We start from the raw sequence: 21800 nt of genomic DNA, 5'->3' as shown, positions 1-21800 counted from the left end.
AAGGGCGGGCATTTTAACAGGCTCGCAGGATTCTGCTCTGTCAGAACGACAGTGTGACGTACCACTCGATCTAAATTTGCCGGTTTTGATACTTTGCCGCAGGATGTCGGGGTTGTTTGCGACTAATGTTTACAGTTCGCGTGTTTGATAACCCCTATCATTGGTGATTATCCGGCCGCACGTCATAATGCCCGCCGCCACGAAATTTTGCAGAGTCTAGGGAGCTAGCTTGTCTACGCCTGTCGAACCCTTGCGTTTGCTGCTGCTGGCCGATGAGCCCGCGTGGGCAGCGTTGTTGCGCGAGTGCCTGGCGCCGATGGGCGATGGGGCTGTGCTGATCAGCGCACCAAATTGGGAGTCCGTGAGCCGTCTGTTCGATGACGACCACAGCGCCGTGCTGTTGACCACGCCCAGCCTGCAACCCGGTCCTGGCCGTTGCAGCCTGCCGTGCGTGTTGTTGTTGGAGCAGGAACCTCTGGTTTCGCCACTTGGCGTCAGCGATTGGCTGGTGCGTGATGTATTGGATGCCGATACAGTGCGCCGCTGCCTGCGCCATGTCCGCGAGCGCGGTGTGCTGGAAAACACCCTGCAACGCCTCGCCGAACAGGACCCGCTCACGGGCATTGCCAACCGCCAGGGCTTCCAGACCTTACTCGCCGCGCGACTGGCCGAGAACGAAGGCCGTGGCCTGGCCCTCGGTCATCTGGACCTCGACAATTTTCGCCACGCCAACGACGCCCTCGGCCACCAGGCCGGCGACCGGTTGATCCTGCAAGTGGTCTCGCGGCTCAAAAGCCAGCTTGAGGTCGGGGACCAGTTGGCGCGCCTGGGCAGTGACGAATTCGCCTTGTTGATCGACACCCGCCGTGCGCCGCAGCGTGCCGAGTGGATGGCCGAGCGCATCACCGAAGTCATGGCAGAACCCTACTGGGTGGATGGCGAGAGCCTGCTGATCGGCTGCAGCCTGGGCGTGGCCCATGCCCGCGCCCGTGCTGGCGCCGACCCGCTGATGTGGCACGCGCATATCGCCATGCAACAGGCGAAGAGCACCCAAGGCTGCACCTTTCATATTTTCAACGAACGCATCAACCGTAACGCACGCAGCCTGGCCGACCTGGAAAGCGAGCTGCGCCGCGCCCTTCGGCGTGACGAACTGGAGCTGCATTACCAGCCGCGCCTGGACCTGGACGACGGGCACATCGTCGGCCTTGAAGCCCTGGTGCGCTGGCGGCATGGCGAGCGCGGCCTGTTGCCGCCCAGTGAGTTCGTGCCCCTGGCCGAGCAAAGCGGCCTGATCGTGCCGTTGGGCTACTGGGTAATTTCCCGTGCCCTGCGCGACATGCAGGACCTGCGCGAACGCGGCCTGCCGCCGCTGCACATGGCGGTCAACCTGTCGTTCCGTCAGTTCCAGGACAGCCAGTTGCTCTCCACCCTCAGTCGGCTGATTGCCGAGCGGGGTGTTGAGGCGCAGTGGCTGGAGTTCGAACTCACCGAAACCGCCGTGATGCGCCGCAGCGACCTGGTCAAGCAGACCATGGACGCCCTTGGCCGCCTGGGTGTGCGGTTTTCCCTGGATGACTTTGGCACCGGCTTTTCGTCGTTCGTGCACCTCAACAGCCTGCCGATTGCCTTGTTGAAGATCGACAAGAGTTTTGTCGGCGGCATGGAAGAGCGCGAAGAGAATCGTAAGCTGGTGCACGCCATGATCAACCTGGCGCACAACCTCAATCTGGAAGTGGTCGCTGAGGGCGTGGAAACGCCGGAGCAGCTTGCGTTGTTGAGGCTGTTTGGCTGCGACCAGGCCCAGGGATACCTGATCAGCAAGCCGCTGCCGTTGCCGGAGTTGGTGGAGTACCTGACCTTCGGCAATGGCCAGCAAGCCCGCGTGGGCGAGGGGCTTTAATCTGGTTGAGCAGCCTGGAACCCACCACGGGTTTCGGGCTCGGCGCCCTCCTGACGGATCATTCGCTTCATCTTCGCTTCAAACGCCCAGGTCAGGCTGACTGCGGCGCACGCCAGGCCCAGTGCCAAGCCCCACCACACGCCGGTCGGTCCCCAGCCCAGGGTGAAGGCCATCAACCACGCCGACGGTGCGCCAATCAACCAATAGCAGCCTGCGCCGATCAGGAAGGTGGTCTTGGCGTCCTTGAGCCCGCGAATGCAGCCCATGGCGATGGTTTGCACGCCGTCGAACAACTCGAACCAGGCGGCCACAGCGAGCAGGCTGACGGCCAGGACGATCACGTCGTGGAACGCGGGATCGTTGTGATCGATGAGCAGTCCGATCAATGGGTCGGAGTAAAGCCACAGCATGGCGGCAAATCCCAACATCACCGCTGCGCCAAATCCTATGCCGACACGTCCGGCCAGGCGTGCCTGCAGCAACTGCCCGGCGCCGTAATGCTGGCCGATGCGCATGGTCACTGCGTAGGACATCCCCGCCGGCACCATGAACGCCACCGACACAATCTGCAGCGCTATCTGGTGCGCCGCCAACTGCGTGCTGCCCATGGTGCCCATGCACAGCGCGGCAAAGGCAAACAACCCGACCTCCACCGCGTAGGTGCCGCCAATCGGCAGGCCCAGGCGCCACAACTCGCGCAGGTACTGGGTGTTCAGGCGCAGCAGGCCGGCGCTCAGCGGGTAGGCCGCATAGGTGCGGTTGCTGCGGATGTACCACATCAGCGTCAGCGCCATGCCGTTGGCGACGATGGCGGTGACCAGGCCGATGCCCATCAGGCCGAGCTTGGGCAGGCCGAACATGCCTTCGATCAGTGCGTGGTTGAGCAGGTAATTCAGTACTGTGCCGCCGACGCTGATGACCATCACCGGAGTGGCTTTGCCGATGGCGCTGGTAAAGCCGCGCAAGGCCATGAAGCTCAAGTATCCGGGCAGGGCGAACGGCAGGATCGTCAGGAATTGCCCGGCCGACTGCACGTTGGTTTCAGTCTGGCCGAACATCAGCAACAGTGGCTTGAGGTTCCACAGCAGCAAGCCGGCCGCCAAGGCCATCAGCCAGGCCAGCCACAGCCCGGCCTGGGTCAGGCGCGTGGCGCCTTCGATATCCCCGGCGCCGTGACGGATGGCGACAAGCGTGCCTACAGCGGCAATCACGCCAATGCAGAAAATCGACACGAACGAATAGCTTGCCGCGCCCAGGCCGCCGCCAGCCAGGGCTTCGGGGCTCAGGCGCGCCATCATCAAGGTGTCGGTCAGCACCATCAGCATGTGCGCCAACTGTGAGGCAATCAACGGCCCTGACAGCCGCAGAATGGCCCAGAGTTCGGTACGTGCCGGATGCTGCATGATCATCACACTCGAAAAATCGGAGGGTTGGGGAGGGGTTGATTCTCGGCGCTCTCGGCCGATTGCACAAAGGGATAAATGCGATCGTTCACATGACTAAAACTCATGCTGAATGAATCTGGTACGTTACGGCATCGCTTGTAGGAGTTCTCCAGATGTCACGTCGCCTTCCTCCCCTTTATGCCCTTCGCGCGTTTGAGGCGGCATCGCGGCACAACTCCTTCACCCGCGCGGCGGAGGAGTTGTCGATTACGCAAAGTGCGGTGAGCCGACATATCCGCACGCTTGAAGAACACTTCGCCTGCCGGCTGTTCCAGCGCAGTGGCCGCACCTTGCAGCTCACCGAAGCGGCGCGCCTGTTGTTGCCCGGCGTACGTGAAGGTTTCGCCGCGCTGGAGCGGGCCTGCCATACCTTGAATGCCGAGGACGACATCCTGCGCATGAAGGCGCCGTCGACCCTGACTATGCGTTGGTTGTTGGCGCGACTCAGCCGCTTCCGCGCATTACAGCCGGGCAATGAGGTGCAACTGACCAGCGCCTGGATGAGCGTGGACGAGGTGGACTTCAACCAGGAGCCGTTCGACTGCGCGGTGCTGCTGAGCTACGGGCATTTTCCGGCGGATTGGGAGGCCAGTTATCTGTTCCCGGAATTGCTGATCCCGGTCGGCGCGCCAAATCTGCTGGAAGATGGGCCCTGGGATGCCGAGCGGCTGGCCACCGCCGAATTGCTGCACCCCACGCCCGACCGTCGTGATTGGCGCAATTGGCTGGAGCGCATGGGCTTGTCATCCCAGGTGTCGCTCAAGGGCGGCCAGGTGTTCGACACGCTCGAACTGGGCATGATCGCCGCCGCGCGAGGTTACGGCGTGTCCATGGGCGACTTGCTGATGGTGGCCGAAGACGTGGCCCAGGGGCGGCTGAGCCTACCCTGGCCAACGGCCGTGGCCAGTCGTGAAAATTACTATTTGGTGTGGCCGAAAACCCGCCCCGGTGGCGAGCGGTTGCGGCGCCTGGCGGAGTTTCTGCAGGCAGAGGTCAAGGCCATGGAATTGCCCCAGGTCGAACGCCTTGATTGAGCGGCGACAGACCGTTAGTGCAATCGTTTGCGTGATACCCCTGTGATTCGCTCAAGTATTGCCTCGGCCCGCCGAAGTAGGTGTGTTGGAACCATCGTGCACCAACGCTACCCACTAGATAATTTGCCGAGCAGCGCTATGAGATCAGGATGATCCTGGCCTCGGCCAGGAGCTGTCATGTCTCAACCTCGTGCTCGGATTGCCTCCCAGTTAGGCCTCGCGTTAGCCTTGATTCTGGCTGTCGTCATCAGCGGCAGTACGGTGTTTGCCTTGCGTTCCCTCGACTCCGCCAACCTCGCCACCCGTGAGGAACACCTGGCCAGTGAGGCGCGCTTGCTCGCCGACCAACTCAATACCTTCCACAGCACCTTGCGCGAAAGTACCCAGCGTTTGAGCGGGCTGTTTGAAAAGCGCTTCGGCGCGGGCTTGAGTGTGCATGCCGACCAGCCGGTGACCGTGGCCGGGGTACAGACCCCAAGCCTGTCCCTGGGCAGTGAAGTGCTGAACAACAACTTCGATGAAGTGGATGAGTTCAAGCAGATGTCCGGCGGCGTGGCCACGGTGTTTGTGCGCAGCGGCGAAGACTTCATTCGCATCAGCACCTCGTTGACCAAACAGGATGGCAACCGTGCCATCGGTACGGTGCTGGATCGCCAGGGCCCAGCCTATCAGCGCGTGCTCAGCGGCCAGACCTACATTGGCCGTGCGGTGTTGTTCGACCGCTCCTACATGACCCAGTACAGCCCGGTGCGTGACAGCAGCGGCCAGGTCATCGCCGTGCTGTTCATCGGTTTTGACTACACCGACGCCCAGAACGCCCAGTTCGAGAACCTCAAGCGCTTCCGCATCGGCCAGACCGGCTCCCTGGCCTTGCTCGATGAGCAGAAGCGTTGGCTGGTGCCGCCGGCGGGCGTGCAGGCGCTGGACCAGGCGATCCCAGTGATGCTGGACCTGGCCAAGACGCCAGGCGCGGGCCGCTTCTGGGCGGACAAGAGCGAAGATTTCTACAGCGTCTCGGTGCCCTTCGAAGGCGGGCCGTGGGCGGTGGTTGCCAGCATGCCCAAGGCTGAGATTCGCTCGGTGACCTGGGACGTCGGCATCCGCCTGGTAATCGGCAGCGTCTTGGCCATGCTGCTGGCAGTCGGTGCAACCGTGTGGCTGCTGCGTAGCAAGTTGGCGCCGTTGGGCGACCTGGTGCGCCAGGCCGAGGCCTTGGGCGCGGGCGACTTGAGCGCACGCCTGAATGTGTCCAGCCATGACGAAATCGGCCAGTTGGCGCGCAGTTTCAACCAGATGGGTGAAGCGCTGTCGACCATGGTTTCGCATATCCGCAAGGCGGCCGAAGAGGTCAACAGCCGCGCCCAGGCGTTGTCCGGGTTGTCCGGTGGTGCCTATGAAGGCATGGAGCAGCAGTCCGGCGAGATCACCAGCATGGCCGGCGCCGTGGAAGAGTTCAGCGCCACCTCGCTGAACATCGCCGACAATATGGGCAGCACCGAACGCCTGGCCCAGGAAAACGCCCAGCAAACCCGTATCGGGCGTAACTCGATGCAAGAGGCGTCGTCGTCCCTGGAACACATCGCCACCGCCCTGAACAGCACGGCCACGGTGATCAACACCCTTGGCCAGCGCTCCCAGGAAATCGGCGGGATCGTCGGCGTGATCACCTCGATTGCCGAACAGACCAACCTGCTGGCGCTCAACGCTGCCATCGAAGCTGCGCGCGCGGGTGAGCAAGGCCGTGGCTTTGCCGTGGTCGCCGATGAGGTGCGCAACCTGGCGTCGCGCACCCGAGAGGCCACCGACGAGATCTCCGGGATGATCCAGAGCATCCAGCAGGAAACCGGCAACGCCATCAGCACCATGGAGCGCGGCAACGTGTTGATGCAGGAAGGCCTGTCGCGCAACGCCGACGTGGCGTCGGCCCTGGCGCGTATCGACGAGCAAAGCCGTTCGGGCCGGCCAGCAGTTCGCGGCGATTACCACTGCCACCCAGGAGCAGAGCAGCACCGCGACCTTGCTCAGCAGCAATCTGCAAAGCATTGCGTTGGCCAACAGTGAGCAGCGCGAAGTGGTGTCGAACCTGGCGATTACCGCCAAGGAATTGGAGACGCTGGCGGCGGGCTTGCGGCATGAGGTGGATCGCTTCCGCTGAGGCTCAGGTGATGGAGGCCGGGCGATATTGCAGGGCCTCCTTCAGATGCTCACGGGTGATGTCATTCACCTGTTCTAGGTCCGCCAAGGTGCGCGCCACCTTGAGCAGGCGATGGGCGGCGCGCAGGGACAGGGTCAGCCGCTCGCAAGCGGTTTCCAGCCAGCCCTCATCGACCTTCGCTAGCGTGCAGTGCTTGCGCAGCCCAGGCAGGTCCAGAAAGGCATTCGCACAACCCTGACGCCGTAACTGGCGCTCGCGAGCCTCGGCTACCTCGGCCGAGGCCGTCGCGGTGTTATCGCCAGCCTGTTGGGCTGGGTTCAATGCCGTGGTTTCCCGCGCGACGGTCAGGTGCAGGTCGATCCGGTCCATCAACGGTCCGGACAGCTTGTTGCGATAGCGCTGGATCTGCTCCGGTGTACAGCGACAGCGCCCGCTGGGTTCGCCCAAATAACCACACGGGCAGGGGTTCATGGCGGCCACCAGTTGAAAACGTGCTGGGAAGCTCACCCTGTCACGGGCGCGGGAAATCACGATGTGTCCTGACTCCAGTGGTTCGCGCAGCACCTCCAGTACCTTGCGGTCGAACTCCGGCAATTCATCCAGGAACAAGACGCCGTGATGGGCGAGAGTGATTTCGCCGGGCTGTGGTTTCGAGCCGCCACCCACCAATGCAGGACCTGATGCCGAATGATGCGGCTGGCGAAACGGCCGATGCGGCCAATGACTCAGCGGCGCCAGGCTGACCACCGACTGAATCGCCGCCACCTCCAAGGCCTCCTGCTCACTCAGCGGTGGCAGCAAACCTGGCAGGCGACTGGCGAGCAATGTCTTGCCGGTGCCGGGCGGGCCGCTGAACAGCAGGTTATGCGCCCCCGCCGCCGCGATCAGCAATGCGCGCTTGGCGGCGAGCTGGCCCTGTACTTCGCTCAAGTCCGGGTAAGGCTTGTTCAGGTACAGCAAACCGTCGGACTTGTAGGGCTCGATTGGCTGATGCCCGTTCAGGTGCGCCACCACCTGAAGCAGGTGGTCCACGGCGATCACTTTCAATCCCGATGCCAGGCAGGCTTCTTCCGCATTCGCCCGTGGCACTATCACAGTGCGCCCGGCCTTGCGCGCCGCCAATGCTGCTGGCAATACGCCTTTCACTGCGCGCACTTCGCCGGACAGTGCCAGTTCCCCGAGGCATTCCACGTCGTCGAGCATCAACGCCGGCACCTGCACGCTGGCCGCCAGGATTCCCAGGGCAATCGCCAGGTCAAAACGCCCGCCGTCCTTGGGCAGGTCGGCGGGCGCCAGGTTCAGGGTGATGCGGCGGGCAGGGTATTGCAGGGCGGAATTGAGGATGGCGCTGCGCACCCGGTCCTTGCTTTCCTTGACCGCCGTTTCAGGCAAACCCACCAGCGTCAGGGACGGCAGACCATTGGCCATATGCACTTCGACGGTGACGGCAGGGGCTTCGACGCCAATTTGGGCGCGGCTGTGGACGATGGCGAGGGACATGCTCGTTCCTTGAAAAAGGGACCGCTTCCTGCGGTTTTCTCAAGGGTAGACGAGGGGTGACGCTATCGAAGGTGGGAGGTTTTACAGAACGTATCCAGCTCCCACATTGACCGCGTTTATTCAGCAGGCGGCATGAGCTTGGCTTCCAGTTCGGCGACTTTCGCTTCCAGGCTCTCAAGCCGCGCACGCGTGCGGGCCAGCACCACCATCTGGCTATCAAACTCTTCCCGGCTCACCAGGTCGAGCTTGCTGAAACCGCTTTGCAGCAATGCCTTGAATTGGCTTTCGATTTCATTGCGGGGCAATGGGGTGTCGCCGCTGAACAGGCGAGAAGCGTGGCCGCTCAGGGCGTCGAGGAGGTCTTTGGGCGCGAGCATGGGAAATATTCCGGAAAACTGTTGGCCGGCAGTGTATCACGCAGCGTCTATAGTCTTTTTCACGGAGGTAAGCGCACGCTTTTCGCGCAGGGGGTCGGGCGGCGACGCACTGTTTTTGTGCGCATTGCCGCCATCAAAAAGCCCCGTAGGTGGGCATAAGTGGGCAAAGGACTGATTTCAGTGATTTTTACGGAGCTGGCAAGGTTTCTGCTTAGACGATCATGACCCATGCACTGATGCAGTCGCTGTGACGAATGCAGTGCGCCGACGGATCAGGGGTACAGGTTTCGTCACCAGTGGTTCGCTGGCGTCGCAAAGGCAAATGCCGAGGCGACGACGCGTTACAAAGCCAGGCACTGCGCTTAGACTTGAGACGGGTTTGTTTTCCTGGGGCAAGTCCACCAATTCGGGAGAGAGTTTTCATGAAGCTAGTCACTGCCATCATCAAGCCGTTCAAGTTGGACGATGTACGCGAGTCGTTGTCCGAGATCGGCGTGCAGGGCATTACCGTTACTGAGGTCAAAGGCTTCGGTCGGCAGAAGGGTCACACCGAGCTGTATCGCGGCGCGGAATACGTGGTCGATTTCCTGCCGAAGGTGAAGATTGATGTCGCCATTGACGACAAGGATCTTGACCGGGTTATCGAGGCGATAACCAAGGCCGCCAACACCGGCAAGATCGGTGACGGCAAGATCTTCGTGGTCAATCTGGAACAGGCTATTCGCATCCGTACCGGCGAAACCGATACCGACGCAATCTAAGCCGCCAAACCCCAACGCCCCAGGAGAAAACAATATGACTCTGCGTAAATTCGCAGGGCTCGGAGCCCTGTTGTCCATCGTAATGCCAAGCCTGGCCATGGCGGCAGACGAAGTGGCTGCTCCAGTCCTCAATTCCGGCGACACCGCCTGGATGCTGACCGCCACCGCTTTGGTGCTGTTCATGACCATCCCTGGCCTGGCGCTGTTCTACGGCGGCATGGTCCGCTCCAAGAATATTCTGTCGGTGATGATGCAGTGTTTCGCGATCACTGGCCTGATCAGCATCCTCTGGGTCGTCTACGGCTACAGCATCGCGTTCGATACCACCGGTATGGAACAGGGTGTGGTCAACTTCAACTCCTTCTTCGGCGGCATGGGCAAGGCGTTCCTGGCGGGCGTGACCCCGGCCAGCATCACCGGCCCTGCGGCATTGTTCCCGGAAGCCGTGTTCATCACCTTCCAGATGACGTTCGCCATCATCACCCCGGCGCTGATCGTCGGTGCCTTCGCTGAGCGTATGAAGTTCTCTGCGATGCTGATCTTCATGGCGATCTGGTTCACCCTGGTCTACGCGCCGATCGCGCACATGGTCTGGAGTGGTAACGGCGGCCTGCTGTGGGACTGGGGCGTACTGGACTTCGCTGGCGGCACCGTGGTGCACATCAACGCCGGTGTGGCTGGCCTGGTTGCGTGCATCGTGCTCGGCAAGCGTAAAGGCTTCCCGACCACCCCGATGGCCCCGCACAACCTGGGTTACACCCTGATCGGCGCGGCGATGCTGTGGATCGGCTGGTTCGGCTTCAACGCCGGTTCCGCCGCCGCGGCCAACGGCACCGCAGGCATGGCGATGCTGGTTACACAGATCGCGACCGCTGCTGCGGCGCTGGGCTGGATGTTCGCCGAGTGGATCACCCACGGTAAGCCAAGCGCACTGGGCATTGCCTCGGGCGTGGTCGCGGGCCTGGTTGCAGTCACCCCAGCCGCAGGCACCGTGGGCCCGATGGGCGCTCTGGTAATCGGCCTGGTTGCCGGTGTGATCTGCTTCTTCTGCGCCACCAGCCTCAAGCGCAAGCTGGGCTACGACGACTCCCTGGACGCTTTCGGCGTGCACGGTATCGGCGGTATCGTGGGGGCGATCCTCACGGGTGTATTTGCAGCGCCTGCTCTGGGTGGCTTCGGTACGGTGACTGACATCGCTGCGCAAGTCTGGATCCAGTGCAAAGGCGTTGGCTTCACGGTGATCTACACGGCGATCGTGACCTACATCATCCTTAAGGTGTTGGACATGGTCATGGGCCTGCGGGTGACCGAAGAGGAAGAGGCCGTCGGCCTCGACCTGGCGCAACACAACGAACGCGGCTACAACTTGTAAGTACGCGAAAAAAAGATGCCCGGCTTGCCGGGCATTTTTTTGTCTGGTGTTTGTCAGTCGTAATACGCTGTAGCGGTTTTTACGCCTTGTTTGTGATGGGATGCACACGGCACTTTTCAGCGTGCCAATGTCTTACAGGCATGTAGGCGTATTCGGCACTTTGTTTTTTCCCAGAGCGCGCTAGAATGCGCGCCGATGGGCGCATAACTGTATTTATCTGGACGAGCATCGTGATCATGGTGGTGTTCGTAAAGTCCTCGCCACCTTGCACGGCGGCGGGGCATAAGCCACTGGTTATCCAGTGGATGTTGATTTTTCCTCGGCAGCCTCGACAGAGGATGAAGCTGGGCTATAACTAATCTGCTTTTCGCAAGTCATGAGGTAGAACATGAGCGACGATGATCTGGAAAACGACGAACTCGAAGTAGGTGACGAAGACGACACCGAAGAAGGTCTTGAAGCGGCGGCGGAAGACGTTGCTGACGACGACGGTGGCGATGATGCGCCTGCCCCGGCTGCCAAAGGCAAAGCCAAGGCTGCTGTGTCGGTAGATGAATTGCCGAGCGTTGAAGCCAAGAACAAAGAGCGTGATGCCCTGGCCCGTGCGATGGAAGAGTTCCTCGCTAAAGGCGGCAAAGTGCAGGAAGTCGAGGCCAACGTGGTGGCAGACCCACCGAAGAAGCCGGATAACAAGTACGGCAGCCGACCTATCTGAGGTCAGCACCCGCTTGTAAGAAAAAGCCCGCCGTCGCTGCGGGCTTTTTCATGGGTGTTATTTCCAGCCAGCCAGCAAGGGCGCTAATTCGGCCAGGCTGCGAATCTCCGCATCCGGGCGCTTGTCGGCTTCCCACACCTTACCCGTCGGGTTGAACCACACCGCCCGAAGCCCCGCCTGCTGTGCTCCGGCAATGTCATCCCCCGGATGATCGCCAATGTGCACCGCCGCACTGGCGTCCACGCCACCGCGCTGCAACGCTTCTTGAAACAAACGCGCATCCGGCTTGGCGATGCCGATGTCTTCAGCGCGCAGGGCAAAGTGGAAGTAGTCCGCCAGGCCCACGCGCTGCACGTCGGCATTGCCGTTGGTAATCACGCCCAGCAGGAAGTGTTGGCGAAGCGCCCGAAGCATGGGCTCCGCTTCGGGGAAGGGGGTGAGTTGGTGCCGCGCATGAATGAACGTCTCGTAGCAGACATCCGCCATTTCCGTGGCTTCAGGCTGTGGATAACCGGCTTCTTCAAACGCATGCATCAACACCCGGTGGCGCAAAATGCTGATCCGGTGTTTCAGCTCCGGATGGCGCTCCAGCACCTGCTGGCGAAGACTGGCGAAGTGCTCCAACGGCAAATCGCCGACTTTGGCGGCGTTAAGTGCCAGCCATTCGCGCATCGACGCTTCGGCGCTGATGATGACGGGTACGTTGTCCCAGAGTGTGTCGTCCAGGTCGAAGGTGATCAGCTTGATACTCATGAGTCGCCGCCCTTGATGCGTTTGGCCCGTGGATGGGCGCTGTCGTACACCGTTGCCAGGTGTTGGAAATCCAGATGGGTGTAGATCTGCGTGGTCTTGATGTCGGAGTGGCCGAGCAGCTCTTGAACCGCGCGCAGGTCCTGGGACGATTCCAGCAGGTGGCTGGCAAAAGAGTGTCGCAGCATGTGTGGGTGCAGGTTCTGCCCCAGCTCGCGCTCGCCGGCCGCCTTGACCCGCACTTGAATCGCACGCGGCCCCAGGCGCCGGCCTTGCTGGCTGACAAACACCGCATCATCCGCCGGGTTGGTCAAAAGGCGCAGCGGCAGCCACAGTTGCAAGGCTTCGCGGGCTTTGCGGCCCACTGGTAACACGCGGGTCTTACTGCCTTTACCGAGTACCTGAACCAGGCCGTCCGCCAGGTCCAGCTGGTCGAGGTTCAAGCCAGTCAGCTCCGACAGGCGCAGGCCTGATGAATAGAACAGCTCAAGAATGGCCTGGTCGCGATGGGCCAGGAAATCATCCTCGACGGCGCCATCCAGCAATTGCAGGGCGCGGTCGGTGTCCAGGGTCTTGGGCAGGCGCCGCTCGCCCTTGGGCGGCGACAGGCCGTTGGCTGGGTCGTGATCGCACAGGCCTTCGCGGTTCAAATAGTGATAGAGCCCGCGTACGGCCGAGAGCAGGCGCGACAGGCTGCGCGAGGATTGACCCGCCTGGTGCAGGCGCGCGATCAGGCTGCGCAGGCTCTGAATATCCAGGGCCTTCCAACTGTTGATCTGTTGTTTCGCGCAGTAGGCCAGGACCTTGTTCAAGTCCCGCCGGTAGGCTTCCAGGGTATGGGGCGACACCTGGCGCTCGTTGCGCAGGTGAGCGCAGTAAGCGTCCAGTTGCCGTTCCATGGCTAGCGCACCGCGCGCAGGGCGGTGGTGAAGCGCGGCAGGACGCGACCCAGTACTTCGGCGATGTAGGTCAGGAACAGCGTGCCCACTGAGCTCTTGTAGTGCTGGGGATCGCGGCTGGCGATGGCCAGTACACCGTGCAGGCCTTGATGACTGAGCGCGACCACCGCCGTCGAGCCGATCTGCTTGCGCTGTTCGGCACCAAACAGGAAGTCCAGCTCATGTTCGCGCAAGGTGCCGCTGATGGTCTTGCCTTCGGACAACAGGCCGCCGATGGCGGTGTGTGCGTCGCTGCCGCTGACCCAGCGACCCACCGGCATCGGGTTGTCGCTGAACAGGATCAGGCTCACGAATGGCACTTGGAAGTCCTGGCGCAGGCTGTCTTCCACTGCAATCACCGTTTCTTCCAGGCTGGTGGCGTCCATCAGGGTCAGGATCAGGCGGCGGGTTTTCTCGAACAAGCGGTCGTTGTCGCGGGCGACGTCCATCAGGTGCGAGAGCTTGTGGCGCATTTCGATGTTGCGCTCGCGCAGGATCTTCATCTGCCGCTCCACCAGCGACACGGTATCACCGCGCTGATGGGGAATGCGCAGTGCCGGCAGCAGTTCTTCGTGCTCGACGAAGAACTCCGGATTAGCCTCAAGGTACGCCGCGACAGCAGCGGCCTCCAGGCTGTCGCTCGGGGTTGCGTGTGCGGGTACTTGAGGCTTATCGGTCATTGGCTTGGCTCACTCATAGACGGACCTGTCCTTCGTATACGCGCGAGGCCGGCCCGGTCATCATCACCGGGTGGCCAGGGCCTGCCCACTCGATGGACAAACGTCCGCCGGGCAGGTCGATCAGTAGCGGTGAATCCATCCACCCCTGGCTGATCGCGGCCACGGCAGCGGCGCAAGCACCGGTGCCGCAGGCCTGGGTTTCGCCGGCGCCGCGTTCCCACACACGCAGTTGCGCGCGGGTACGGTCGATCACCTGCAGGAAGCCCACGTTGACCCGCGCCGGAAAGCGCGGGTGGTGTTCGATCTTCGGCCCCAATTCATGCACGGGGGCGTTGTTGATGTCGTTGACCCGCAGTACCGCATGGGGGTTGCCCGTGGACACGGCAGCGATGTCGACGGTCTTGCCGTCAACGTCCAGCGCATAGCTGACGGCCTGCTCGGTGGCCTGGAACGGAATGTCCGCCGGCACCAGGCGTGGCGCGCCCATGTTGACGCTGATCTGGCCGTCACTGCGGATATCCAGCTCGATCACGCCGCTCTTGGTCTCGACGCGGATCTGGCGCTTGGCGGTCAGGCGCTTGTCCAGCACAAAGCGGGCGAAGCAGCGTGCACCGTTGCCGCACTGTTCCACTTCGGAACCGTCGGAGTTGAAGATCCGGTAACGGAAATCCACCTCCGGGTTGCTTGGCGCCTCGACGATCAGCAACTGGTCGAAACCAATGCCGGTGTGACGGTCGCCCCACTGTTTGGCGTGCTTGGGCAGGATATGCGCGTGCTGGCTGACCAGGTCGAGGACCATGAAATCATTGCCCAGCCCGTGCATCTTGGTAAAACGCAGCAGCATGGCTTACTCCGGCAGCAGGCTTTCGCCAGCATACAACTCGGCTACCGTCTCGCGGCGACGCACTTCAAACGCTTGATCACCGTCCACCAGCACCTCGGCGGTACGGCCGCGGGTGTTGTAGTTGGAACTCATGACAAACCCGTAGGCACCGGCCGAATGCACGGCCAGCAGATCGCCTTCTTCCAGGGCCAGCTGACGATCCTTGGCCAGGAAGTCGCCGGTCTCGCAGATCGGGCCGACGATGTCATAGGCACGCGCTTCGCTGTCGCGAGGCGTCACGGCGGTGACATTCATCCAGGCCTGGTACAGCGCCGGGCGGATCAGGTCGTTCATCGCCGCATCGACGATGGCGAAATCCTTGTGTTCGGTGTGCTTGAGGTACTCGACCTGGGTCAGCAGCACGCCGGCATTGGCGACGATATAGCGGCCAGGCTCGAACATCAGCGTCAGGTCGCGGCCTTCGATGCGCTCGCGCACCGCCTGGATGTAATCGGCGATCAGCGGCGGCTCTTCGTCGCGATAACGCACGCCCACGCCACCACCGAGGTCGATGTGGTGCAGGTAGATGCCGCATTCACCCAGGCGGTCGATCAACGCCAGCAGGCGGTCGAGCGCATCCAGGAACGGCGGCAGCGTGGTCAGTTGCGAGCCGATATGGCAGTCGACACCCAGCACTTCCAGGTTCGGCAGTTGCGCGGCGCGGATGTACACGTCCTCGGCGTCGGCAATGGCGATGCCGAACTTGTTCTCTTTGAGACCGGTGGAAATGTACGGGTGTGTACCGGCATCGACGTCCGGGTTGACGCGCAGGGAGATCGGCGCGCGAACGCCCATCTCGGCGGCCACGACCTGCAGGCGTTCCAGCTCGTCGGTGGATTCGATGTTGAAGCAATGCACGCCGACTTCCAGGGCGCGACGCATGTCTTCGCGGGTCTTGCCGACGCCGGAGAACACGATCTTGTCAGCCTTGCCGCCAGCGGCCAGTACGCGTTCCAGCTCGCCACGGGAGACGATGTCGAAACCAGCGCCCAATCGCGCCAGGACATTCAGTACGCCGAGGTTGGAGTTGGCCTTGACCGCGTAGCACACCAGGTGCGGCACGCCGTCGAGGGCGTCGGTGAAGGAGCGGTACTGGGCTTCGATATGCGCACGGGAATACACATAGGTCGGGGTGCCAAAGCGCTGGGCAATCGCGGACAACGCCACGCCTTCCGCGAACAGCTCGCCGTCCCGGTAGTTAAAAGCGTCCATGGGATTCCCTTATTCGTAGGTGTCGTGCTTATGCGCTTTGGAAGGCTTTTGCGACGATTGCGCCTGTTCATTCGGGTCTTTGCTGTCATCGGGCAGGTACAGCGGGCCTTTTTGACCACAGGCACTAACGAGGCAAGCGACCGCGACGAGCGCAGCAAGGGAAGAGATCAGGCGCTTCATGGCGAAATCCTTGAATATGCATTAATTGCGCCCGAGTATACCGACCACCCGCCAGCTTGCCTATGCGCTGGAATACCCGTCCGGCGGGGGTTTGCCGACACAGTCGGGAAGCGGACTACGCTGCTTGAGGATTTTTCACACCGTCAATCGTGTTGAAATCGGTATCCTTTGCAATCGGCGGGGCTCGCCCGTATCGTGCGGCGCTTGAGCAAAACCAGACACTTTTGAGGTTGCCACAATGAGTTTGACCGAAGCCCGTTTTCACGACCTGGTGGATTCGACCCAGCAGGCGCTGGAAGATATTTTCGACGACAGCGGCCTGGACGTGGACCTGGAAAACTCGGCCGGCGTGCTGACCGTCAAGTTCGACAGTGGCCAGCAACTGATCTTCAGCCGCCAGGAGCCGTTGCGTCAGCTGTGGCTGGCGGCGCGTTCCGGCGGCGTTCACTTCGACTACGACGAAGAAAGCGGCAAATGGCAGTGCGACAAGAGTGAAGAGCTGCTGAGTGAAATGCTCGCGCGCCTGGTCAGCGAGTACACCGGCGCCGACCTGGATTTCGACGAGATCTGATGGTGACCCAGCCTGCACCTGTCCGCCCGCCGAAGCCGCTGTTCAGTAATGTCAGCCCGGCGGTGCCGTCACCTTGTATCAGTTTGTGTCGCCTGGACGAGCAAAAAGTCTGCCTCGGCTGCTTCCGCCACGTGGAAGACATCCGTGAATGGCGCTCTGCCGACGATGCGCGGCGCCGCGTGATCTGCGCCGAGGCCGAGCAGCGCAGGGCGCGCGCCTGAGGTCGTCTTGTTTATTTGTGACGCTGTGGTAGTGTCCGGATACGCCTCAACTCATCGAGGCCCGTGAGAACCCCGCCTTTTCCTGGCGGGGTTTTGCTTTTTTGTGCAGAAAAAAGGAGTCTGCCTGAATCATGACCACCGCACCGTCCATCATCCTCACCCGTCTTGACGTGCAGCGTCTGGAGCAACTGATCGACCGCTTGGGCGACGAATCTCCCGGCGTCGAAGCGCTGCAAGCCGAACTCGACCGCGCCGAAGACGTGGTTGGCCACGATGAAGTGCCTGCGGGTGTCGTGACCATGAATTCCAGCGTGCATTGCCGTGAGCAAAGCAGCGGCAAGGACTACCACCTGACGCTGGTCTACCCGAAAGACGCCAATGCGGACGAAGGCAAGATCTCGATCCTGGCTCCCGTGGGCAGCGCCTTGCTCGGTTTGCAGGTTGGCCAGCACATCGACTGGCCCGCACCGGGCGGCAAGACCCTCAAGCTGGAGCTGCTCAGTGTTGAAGGCCAGCCTAAAGACGGCGGCGCCTTCCCCCTTTAAATTTCGCTCAATGCCACATTGAGCGACAGTTCCAGCTCGGCCTTGTAGCGCAGGTACAGGTTGCTCGGGCTTTGCACATCGCCGAGCAGGCCGGACAGATCCAGATCGGTGATGTAGCAGCGGTAACGCTCGGTCTCCCGGCGTTGCCCGACGATTTCCTGGGCGACCACTGCGAACAGTTGGTCGCCAAACTCCAGTTCGGAAAACTCCCGCTGATTGCAGTACAAGGTAATGCCCACCTGGCCCGGTGCGGCCTTGCCGATAATCGCCTGCACGTCGTAAAACGGTTTGTTCGCCGGGTTCAGCGGTGCGGGTCGAGGTTCGATGCCGCGCGCGCGGCCGCTGCCTGACGGCAATAGCTGGTAATACAAGACCTGCACCGCGCCCAGCGGCTCCTGCTGGTCCAACGGCGATAGCGCGTCCCGGCGATAAATGATCGATTGCAAGAAACGCTGCAACGGCGCCAACAGACTCTGTTCATCGTGAAACGGCAGGCGCTGCTGCCAGAGCGCGTTGAACTCATCCAATACATACAGTTCGGCGAAGCCTTCGTTGACCCGGTAGAACACCTGCACGCAATCGGCCATGCCCATCGGCAGCAGCAACGCCAGGTCGTGGTCTTCCAGGGCCATGGCATCCAGGTGCAACGGGCTGTAGCTGGCCAATTCTTCGCTGAGGTAGGCGATCAGCGCATCCTGGGTCGCCAGCGATACATGGTTGGCCTGGCCCGGCATCAACTCCATGACGTGATAGTGCTGCTGCACCTGGAGCAAATAGCGGTGATTGCCCTGGCCGAGCAGCAGGTTCTGCGCGGTGTCGAAGATTTCTTCCACGCGTTGGGCAATGAATTGCGCACGGTTGTGACAGAAACAGCGCACCCGCAGGCGTGGCAGATGGTCCGACGGCAACTGGTTGAGGTAGTCGCGCAGGCAGTCGAGCAGCGCGTGCGGGCCGTCGTAGCGGCTGACCATCACCTCGTTCCAGCTATTGAGCGTGACTTGGTCCAGGGTCAGCACCAGGTTGTCGCGTACACCGGCATAGCTCAGAGAGTCGGTGCGCTCGGTGGTCATCAGGATATTCAGGTCGCGGTGATGCTTGAGCGGGTCGACGCCCACATTGATCAGCAACAACACTTCTTCCGGCACGGCCGAGCGCAGCAGGCGCTCTTCATCCACGCTGGACAGGGGCAGGGCGATGGTTTGTTGCAGGCTGCCCAGCAGGTTGAACAGCTCGAATTCGGTCATGTCGCTGGTGCCGGGGTGCAGCGCCAGGCGCGTGCTGCTATCGATCACGCCGTTGCGATGGCACCAGGTCAGCATCTCCAGCAGGTCGCGGCTGCGTTTGATCGGCGCGAAGTGTTCCCATTCCAGCGCTGTAAGGTTGCCGTTATACAGGCCCCAGTGGTGCTGGCCCGGCTCCTTGCGGTTGGGCGATTGCACCAGGGTCAGGGTGTCTTCAGCCAGGTCCGGGGCAATGCCTGGGTTGATGAACTCGACCTTGCCGGCCTTGCGTTCAAAGGCGGCGTATAGGCGCCGACCCAGCACATTGAGGTCGCGTTTGTTGATCAGGCTGACGGTCTGTTCGGTGCGGGCGAATTGGGTCAGGAAGCGGTAACTGTAGTTGAGCTCGCTCACCAAGGCCCGGCGCTCGGAGGCGACCTGACGCACTTTCCACTGGCTGCGGCTGTCGAGCAACGCCAATTGGCGCTGGTCCCAGCCCCATTCATGGGCCAGGCGCTCCAGCAGTAGGCGCTGCCAGCTGGTGGTACGCTGGCCGGCGCTGAGCTTGCGGTTGACCTTCAGGTACAGCGCGCGCCTTACCAGTTCCAGACGCTCGGGCTCGTTGCGGGCCTTGAGGTATTCCTCGATGCGGCGGTACACCACGATGTACGGGTCCAGCTCATCCAGGTCCATCTGGTTGGCGAACACCGCGCGCTTGAAGCGCAGGCTCAAGCAATGCACGTTCGGGTGTTCGCTGGCGTAGACCTCGGTCAGCAACAGCTTGAGCACGGATTTGTAGGGCGACTCAATGCCCTTGAACAGTTGCCACAGCCCGGCGCCAATAAATTCGCCGGGGGGAATGCGCGCCAGGTGACCCAGGTCGAGGGTTTCGTCGGCGCGGATAAACCGCTTGGAAATCAGTGTGTGGGTGAACTCGGCATAACGGGTTTCTTCATACACCGGCACCAGCCACCAGATCGGCGTGCGCCCGGCCAGCCAGATGGCGGTGCGGTAAAACTCATCCAGCAACAGGTAATGCTGGGTGGTGCCGCAGTCGTCGGAGCTCAGTTGCGTGTCGCGCTCTCCCAGCACAAAGCGTGTCGGCTCGATCAGAAAGAAGTGCGCCTCGGCGCCCATGCTCAGGGCCCAGGCTTCCAGCAACTGGCACTTTTTGCGCAGCTCGGCCAGCTCGGTCTCACTCAGGTCTGGGGCGTGACACACCCACACATCCATATCGCTCTGGTCGGCCTGGGCCAGGGTGCCCAGGCTGCCCATCAGGAACAGGCCGTGGATTGGTCGCGGCGGGTTGCCGTGGCGTGGCTTGTAGGAGAACGAACGGGTCAGGCGCTGGGCTTCGGTGAGGGCTTGGGCGTCCGGTTCGAAATTCGACAGGCCTGCTGGCGTACTGCCCGACACATAGCCCGGCAGCAACGGATGGTTGACGTGAAAAAACAGCGGCAACAGGTTCAGCACGCTTTGCTGGCGCGGCGTCAGCCCCTCGATGGCACGGGCCATACGGCCTTCATTGAGGGCCATGAACCGCGCGCGCAACTGGGCCAGCACCTTGCGGTCGATGCCTTCGTCCAGGTCGGGGCGGATTTCATGGGTGCGGGTCATGTCGAACTCGGTGGCTCGCAGGGCCCGACGTGGGCGGCCGTGTAGGAGTTTACAGCCAGTAGCGTAGGAGGTTTAGAGGGAAATGGTTTTTGACGTCAGAATTTTTGCACGTGCACAGCAACGCCCTCGGAATCCGCAAAGGGCGGACTCCACGGGCGGTATCCGGTATCAGGCGGCTTCTTTGGTGGTGGCAGTGGTCAAGATAGTCAGCAGGGTCTGGGCCTGCTCTGCGGCGTCCCGGCCAAGGCTGGTCAGGTAGCCCCCGTCCGGCTGGTCGATAAGTCCTTTCGCGTGAAGGCGTTTGGCGGCGGCGATAGCAGTAGGCGCAGCGGTCTGGTGGACTTTCAGACCTTCTTTGGTGCTGTCCAAGGGGAAGAGTACAAGGATTTCCAGTTCGGCAACCAACTCAGGGGTATACGACATAAGGACTCCAGACTTTCTAAGAATTTATTAGAGGCTAGCAGGCCATAAGGTGAACGCACTTTGCCGAACTGTCCAGTGTGTTGCCGCGTGTTGGATTTATTGCTTTTCAGGCGGCAATTCCGGCAGGGCGCGCAGTGCAGTTTCATACCATTCGGTATTGAAGGCGCGGTCCTCTTCCAGCAGCGCGTCGATCTCGACAGCCAGCACGTGGGCCATCAGTTGCAGGATCTCTTCACGCTCGTAGCCCACCAGGGTCAGCTTGTTGAACGTGGCCTTGGCCGCTGGCGGGTTTTCGCTCTCGATCTGGTTCTCGATTGCTTCGATCAGGGTGGTTTCGGCGAATTCTTCTTCGTCGTTGTCGATATCGGTCGGCTCGCTCATGGCAGGCTCCTCAAGGAAAGGGCGCCAGTCTAACTCCATTCAGGCCGGTGATGCTGCTGGTCAGGCTGGGCGCCGGGATCTATAACTCTTTGCAGCCAACCCCATTCCCGGCCTGGAGGCACCCGCAATGCTCAAGCTCTACGGATTTTCGGTCAGCAACTACTACAACATGGTCAAGCTGGCGCTGCTGGAGAAAGGGCTGCCTTTCGAAGAGGTACCGTTTTACGCGGGCCAAACCCCGGAGGCCCTGGCGGTGAGCCCGCGAGGCAAGGTGCCGGTGCTGGGCGTGAAACAGGGCTTTATCAACGAAACCAGCGTGATCCTTGAATACATCGAACACACCCAGGAAGGGCCCGCGCTGCTGCCGGCCGAGCCGTTCCAGCGTGCGCAGGTGCTGGCGCTGTGCCGGGAAATCGAGCTGTACATCGAGTTGCCTGCCCGCGCGTGTTTTGCCGAAGCGTTTTTTGGCATGCCGGTGCCGGAGGCGATCAAGGAGAAGTCCAAGGCCGAATTGCTGTTGGGTTTTGGTTCGTTGGGCAGGCACGGCAAGTTTGCGCCTTATGTGGCGGGGGAGAGCTTCACGATTGCCGATTTGTATTTCATGTACAGCGTGAACCTCGCCTGCGGGGTGGGCGAGAAGCTGTTTGGGCTGGATTGGCTGGCTGAGATGCCGAAGGCCAAGGCGTTGTTGGACAGGCTGCATGCAATGCCCAATGCGCAGAAGGTGGCAGCGGACAGGGAGGCGGCGATGCCGGCGTTTATGGCGATGATTGCAGCAAAAAAATAGAGTTTGAAGTTGCGCGCATTTGTGGCGAGCGGGCTTGCCCCGCGTTGGGCCGCGTAGCGGCCCCAAGTAAGAACACCGCGCTTTGTCAGGCATTGCGCGGTGTCAGTTTTTGGGGCTGCTTCGCAGCCCA

The 21800-nt window shown here is 61.8% G+C and carries 23 protein-coding genes and 2 pseudogenes; 13 read left to right on the top strand and 12 right to left on the bottom strand.

The features are described 5' to 3' along the window. Positions 1 to 229: 229 nt before the first annotated feature. Positions 230 to 1903 carry a putative bifunctional diguanylate cyclase/phosphodiesterase gene (locus tag AYR47_RS05960; RefSeq protein WP_033901960.1) on the top strand — a complete coding sequence of 558 codons (1674 nt, stop codon included), beginning with the start codon at positions 230 to 232 and terminating at the stop codon, positions 1901 to 1903. Here AYR47_RS05960 and AYR47_RS05955 read toward each other — a convergent pair. Then, positions 1900 to 3312: a NorM family multidrug efflux MATE transporter gene (locus AYR47_RS05955; protein WP_033901961.1), complete on the bottom strand. Its 1413-nt coding sequence runs from the start codon at positions 3310 to 3312 to the stop codon at positions 1900 to 1902. The two genes, AYR47_RS05960 and AYR47_RS05955, sit on opposite strands and share 4 nt — an antisense overlap. Positions 3313 to 3461: 149 nt before the next feature. Here AYR47_RS05955 and AYR47_RS05950 point away from each other — a divergent pair, with 149 nt between their 5' ends. The 4 genes and pseudogenes from AYR47_RS05950 to AYR47_RS33310 all read left to right on the top strand — a co-directional run bounded on the left by AYR47_RS05950 (position 3462) and on the right by AYR47_RS33310 (position 6537). Next, positions 3462 to 4382: a LysR substrate-binding domain-containing protein gene (locus AYR47_RS05950; protein WP_061434582.1), complete on the top strand. Its 921-nt coding sequence runs from the start codon at positions 3462 to 3464 to the stop codon at positions 4380 to 4382. Positions 4383 to 4559: 177 nt separating this feature from the next. Next, positions 4560 to 5633 (top strand): annotated as a pseudogene (locus tag AYR47_RS33320) (Cache 3/Cache 2 fusion domain-containing protein); the annotation flags it as partial. A gap of 42 nt (positions 5634 to 5675) precedes the next feature. Further along, positions 5676 to 6443, top strand: coding sequence for a methyl-accepting chemotaxis protein (locus AYR47_RS33315; protein ID WP_420492057.1), 768 nt, complete (start codon positions 5676 to 5678; stop codon positions 6441 to 6443). Beyond that, a complete protein-coding gene (locus AYR47_RS33310) occupies positions 6400 to 6537 on the top strand; it encodes a hypothetical protein (RefSeq protein WP_420492052.1) in 138 nt (45 codons plus the stop codon). The genes AYR47_RS33315 and AYR47_RS33310 overlap by 44 nt, the downstream gene beginning before the upstream one ends. A gap of 3 nt (positions 6538 to 6540) precedes the next feature. Here AYR47_RS33310 and AYR47_RS05940 read toward each other — a convergent pair whose 3' ends face one another. Beyond that, positions 6541 to 8037 carry a YifB family Mg chelatase-like AAA ATPase gene (locus tag AYR47_RS05940; RefSeq protein WP_061434581.1) on the bottom strand — a complete coding sequence of 499 codons (1497 nt, stop codon included), beginning with the start codon at positions 8035 to 8037 and terminating at the stop codon, positions 6541 to 6543. 116 nt (positions 8038 to 8153) lie between these two features. Then, positions 8154 to 8414, bottom strand: a complete 261-nt coding sequence (locus AYR47_RS05935) for an accessory factor UbiK family protein (RefSeq protein WP_033897494.1) — start codon at positions 8412 to 8414, stop codon at positions 8154 to 8156. A 422-nt stretch (positions 8415 to 8836) separates the two neighbouring features. Here AYR47_RS05935 and glnK point away from each other — a divergent pair, with 422 nt between their 5' ends. From glnK to sutA, 4 genes and pseudogenes are all read left to right on the top strand, one after another. Next, positions 8837 to 9175, top strand: a complete 339-nt coding sequence (gene glnK, locus AYR47_RS05930) for a P-II family nitrogen regulator (protein WP_002555808.1) — start codon at positions 8837 to 8839, stop codon at positions 9173 to 9175. Positions 9176 to 9209: 34 nt separating this feature from the next. Beyond that, entirely contained in the window at positions 9210 to 10547 is a 1338-nt protein-coding gene (locus tag AYR47_RS05925) for an ammonium transporter (protein WP_033897495.1), read from the top strand. A 211-nt stretch (positions 10548 to 10758) separates the two neighbouring features. Beyond that, positions 10759 to 10833 (top strand): annotated as a pseudogene (locus AYR47_RS32490) (secondary thiamine-phosphate synthase enzyme YjbQ); the annotation flags it as partial. 102 nt (positions 10834 to 10935) lie between these two features. Then, the gene (sutA, locus tag AYR47_RS05920; protein WP_016975879.1) at positions 10936 to 11262 is read left to right on the top strand and encodes a transcriptional regulator SutA; all 327 of its coding nucleotides are present in this window, start codon (positions 10936 to 10938) and stop codon (positions 11260 to 11262) included. 57 nt (positions 11263 to 11319) lie between these two features. On the opposite strand, the gene AYR47_RS05915 is transcribed toward sutA, so the two are convergent. The 6 genes from AYR47_RS05915 to lptM are packed head-to-tail and all read right to left on the bottom strand — an operon-like array spanning position 11320 to position 15905. Beyond that, entirely contained in the window at positions 11320 to 12015 is a 696-nt protein-coding gene (locus AYR47_RS05915; protein WP_061434579.1) for an HAD family hydrolase, read from the bottom strand. Beyond that, entirely contained in the window at positions 12012 to 12911 is a 900-nt protein-coding gene (gene xerC / locus AYR47_RS05910; protein ID WP_061434577.1) for a tyrosine recombinase XerC, read from the bottom strand. The genes AYR47_RS05915 and xerC overlap by 4 nt, the downstream gene beginning before the upstream one ends. A gap of 2 nt (positions 12912 to 12913) precedes the next feature. Continuing rightward, positions 12914 to 13630 (bottom strand): DUF484 family protein, encoded by a 717-nt coding sequence (locus AYR47_RS05905; RefSeq protein WP_061434575.1) that lies wholly within the window; start codon positions 13628 to 13630, stop codon positions 12914 to 12916. A 13-nt stretch (positions 13631 to 13643) separates the two neighbouring features. Next, on the bottom strand, positions 13644 to 14474 hold the full coding sequence (dapF, locus tag AYR47_RS05900) for a diaminopimelate epimerase (protein ID WP_061434573.1): 831 nt from the start codon (positions 14472 to 14474) through the stop codon (positions 13644 to 13646). Positions 14475 to 14477: 3 nt separating this feature from the next. Next, complete coding sequence (gene lysA, locus AYR47_RS05895) at positions 14478 to 15725, bottom strand: diaminopimelate decarboxylase (RefSeq protein ID WP_033897500.1); 1248 nt, start codon at positions 15723 to 15725, stop codon at positions 14478 to 14480. 9 nt (positions 15726 to 15734) lie between these two features. After that, positions 15735 to 15905, bottom strand: a complete 171-nt coding sequence (lptM, locus tag AYR47_RS31815; RefSeq protein WP_010207449.1) for an LPS translocon maturation chaperone LptM — start codon at positions 15903 to 15905, stop codon at positions 15735 to 15737. Positions 15906 to 16143: 238 nt separating this feature from the next. Here lptM and cyaY point away from each other — a divergent pair, with 238 nt between their 5' ends. The 3 genes from cyaY (at position 16144) to rnk (ending at position 17242) form a co-directional block, all read left to right on the top strand. After that, the gene (cyaY, locus tag AYR47_RS05890; RefSeq protein WP_033897501.1) at positions 16144 to 16476 is read left to right on the top strand and encodes an iron donor protein CyaY; all 333 of its coding nucleotides are present in this window, start codon (positions 16144 to 16146) and stop codon (positions 16474 to 16476) included. A 2-nt stretch (positions 16477 to 16478) separates the two neighbouring features. Beyond that, the gene (locus tag AYR47_RS05885; RefSeq protein ID WP_016975872.1) at positions 16479 to 16697 is read left to right on the top strand and encodes a DUF1289 domain-containing protein; all 219 of its coding nucleotides are present in this window, start codon (positions 16479 to 16481) and stop codon (positions 16695 to 16697) included. Positions 16698 to 16828: 131 nt separating this feature from the next. Further along, positions 16829 to 17242, top strand: coding sequence for a nucleoside diphosphate kinase regulator (rnk, locus tag AYR47_RS05880; RefSeq protein WP_033897502.1), 414 nt, complete (start codon positions 16829 to 16831; stop codon positions 17240 to 17242). Here the strand turns inward: rnk and AYR47_RS05875 are convergent. From AYR47_RS05875 to AYR47_RS05865, 3 genes are all read right to left on the bottom strand, one after another. Next, positions 17239 to 20079, bottom strand: coding sequence for a class I adenylate cyclase (locus AYR47_RS05875; RefSeq protein ID WP_033897503.1), 2841 nt, complete (start codon positions 20077 to 20079; stop codon positions 17239 to 17241). The genes rnk and AYR47_RS05875 overlap by 4 nt on opposite strands. Positions 20080 to 20247: 168 nt before the next feature. Beyond that, on the bottom strand, positions 20248 to 20502 hold the full coding sequence (locus AYR47_RS05870) for a TIGR02647 family protein (protein ID WP_010207442.1): 255 nt from the start codon (positions 20500 to 20502) through the stop codon (positions 20248 to 20250). Positions 20503 to 20598: 96 nt separating this feature from the next. After that, positions 20599 to 20883 (bottom strand): hypothetical protein, encoded by a 285-nt coding sequence (locus AYR47_RS05865; RefSeq protein ID WP_010207441.1) that lies wholly within the window; start codon positions 20881 to 20883, stop codon positions 20599 to 20601. Between the two features lie 127 nt (positions 20884 to 21010). Between AYR47_RS05865 and AYR47_RS05860 the strand changes: the two genes are divergently transcribed. Further along, positions 21011 to 21670, top strand: coding sequence for a glutathione S-transferase family protein (locus AYR47_RS05860; protein ID WP_061434571.1), 660 nt, complete (start codon positions 21011 to 21013; stop codon positions 21668 to 21670). Positions 21671 to 21800 lie beyond the last annotated feature (130 nt).

Source organism: Pseudomonas azotoformans, assembly GCF_001579805.1.
Taxonomy (GTDB): domain Bacteria; phylum Pseudomonadota; class Gammaproteobacteria; order Pseudomonadales; family Pseudomonadaceae; genus Aquipseudomonas; species Aquipseudomonas azotoformans_A.
This window is presented reverse-complemented; position numbering and strand designations above follow the sequence as displayed.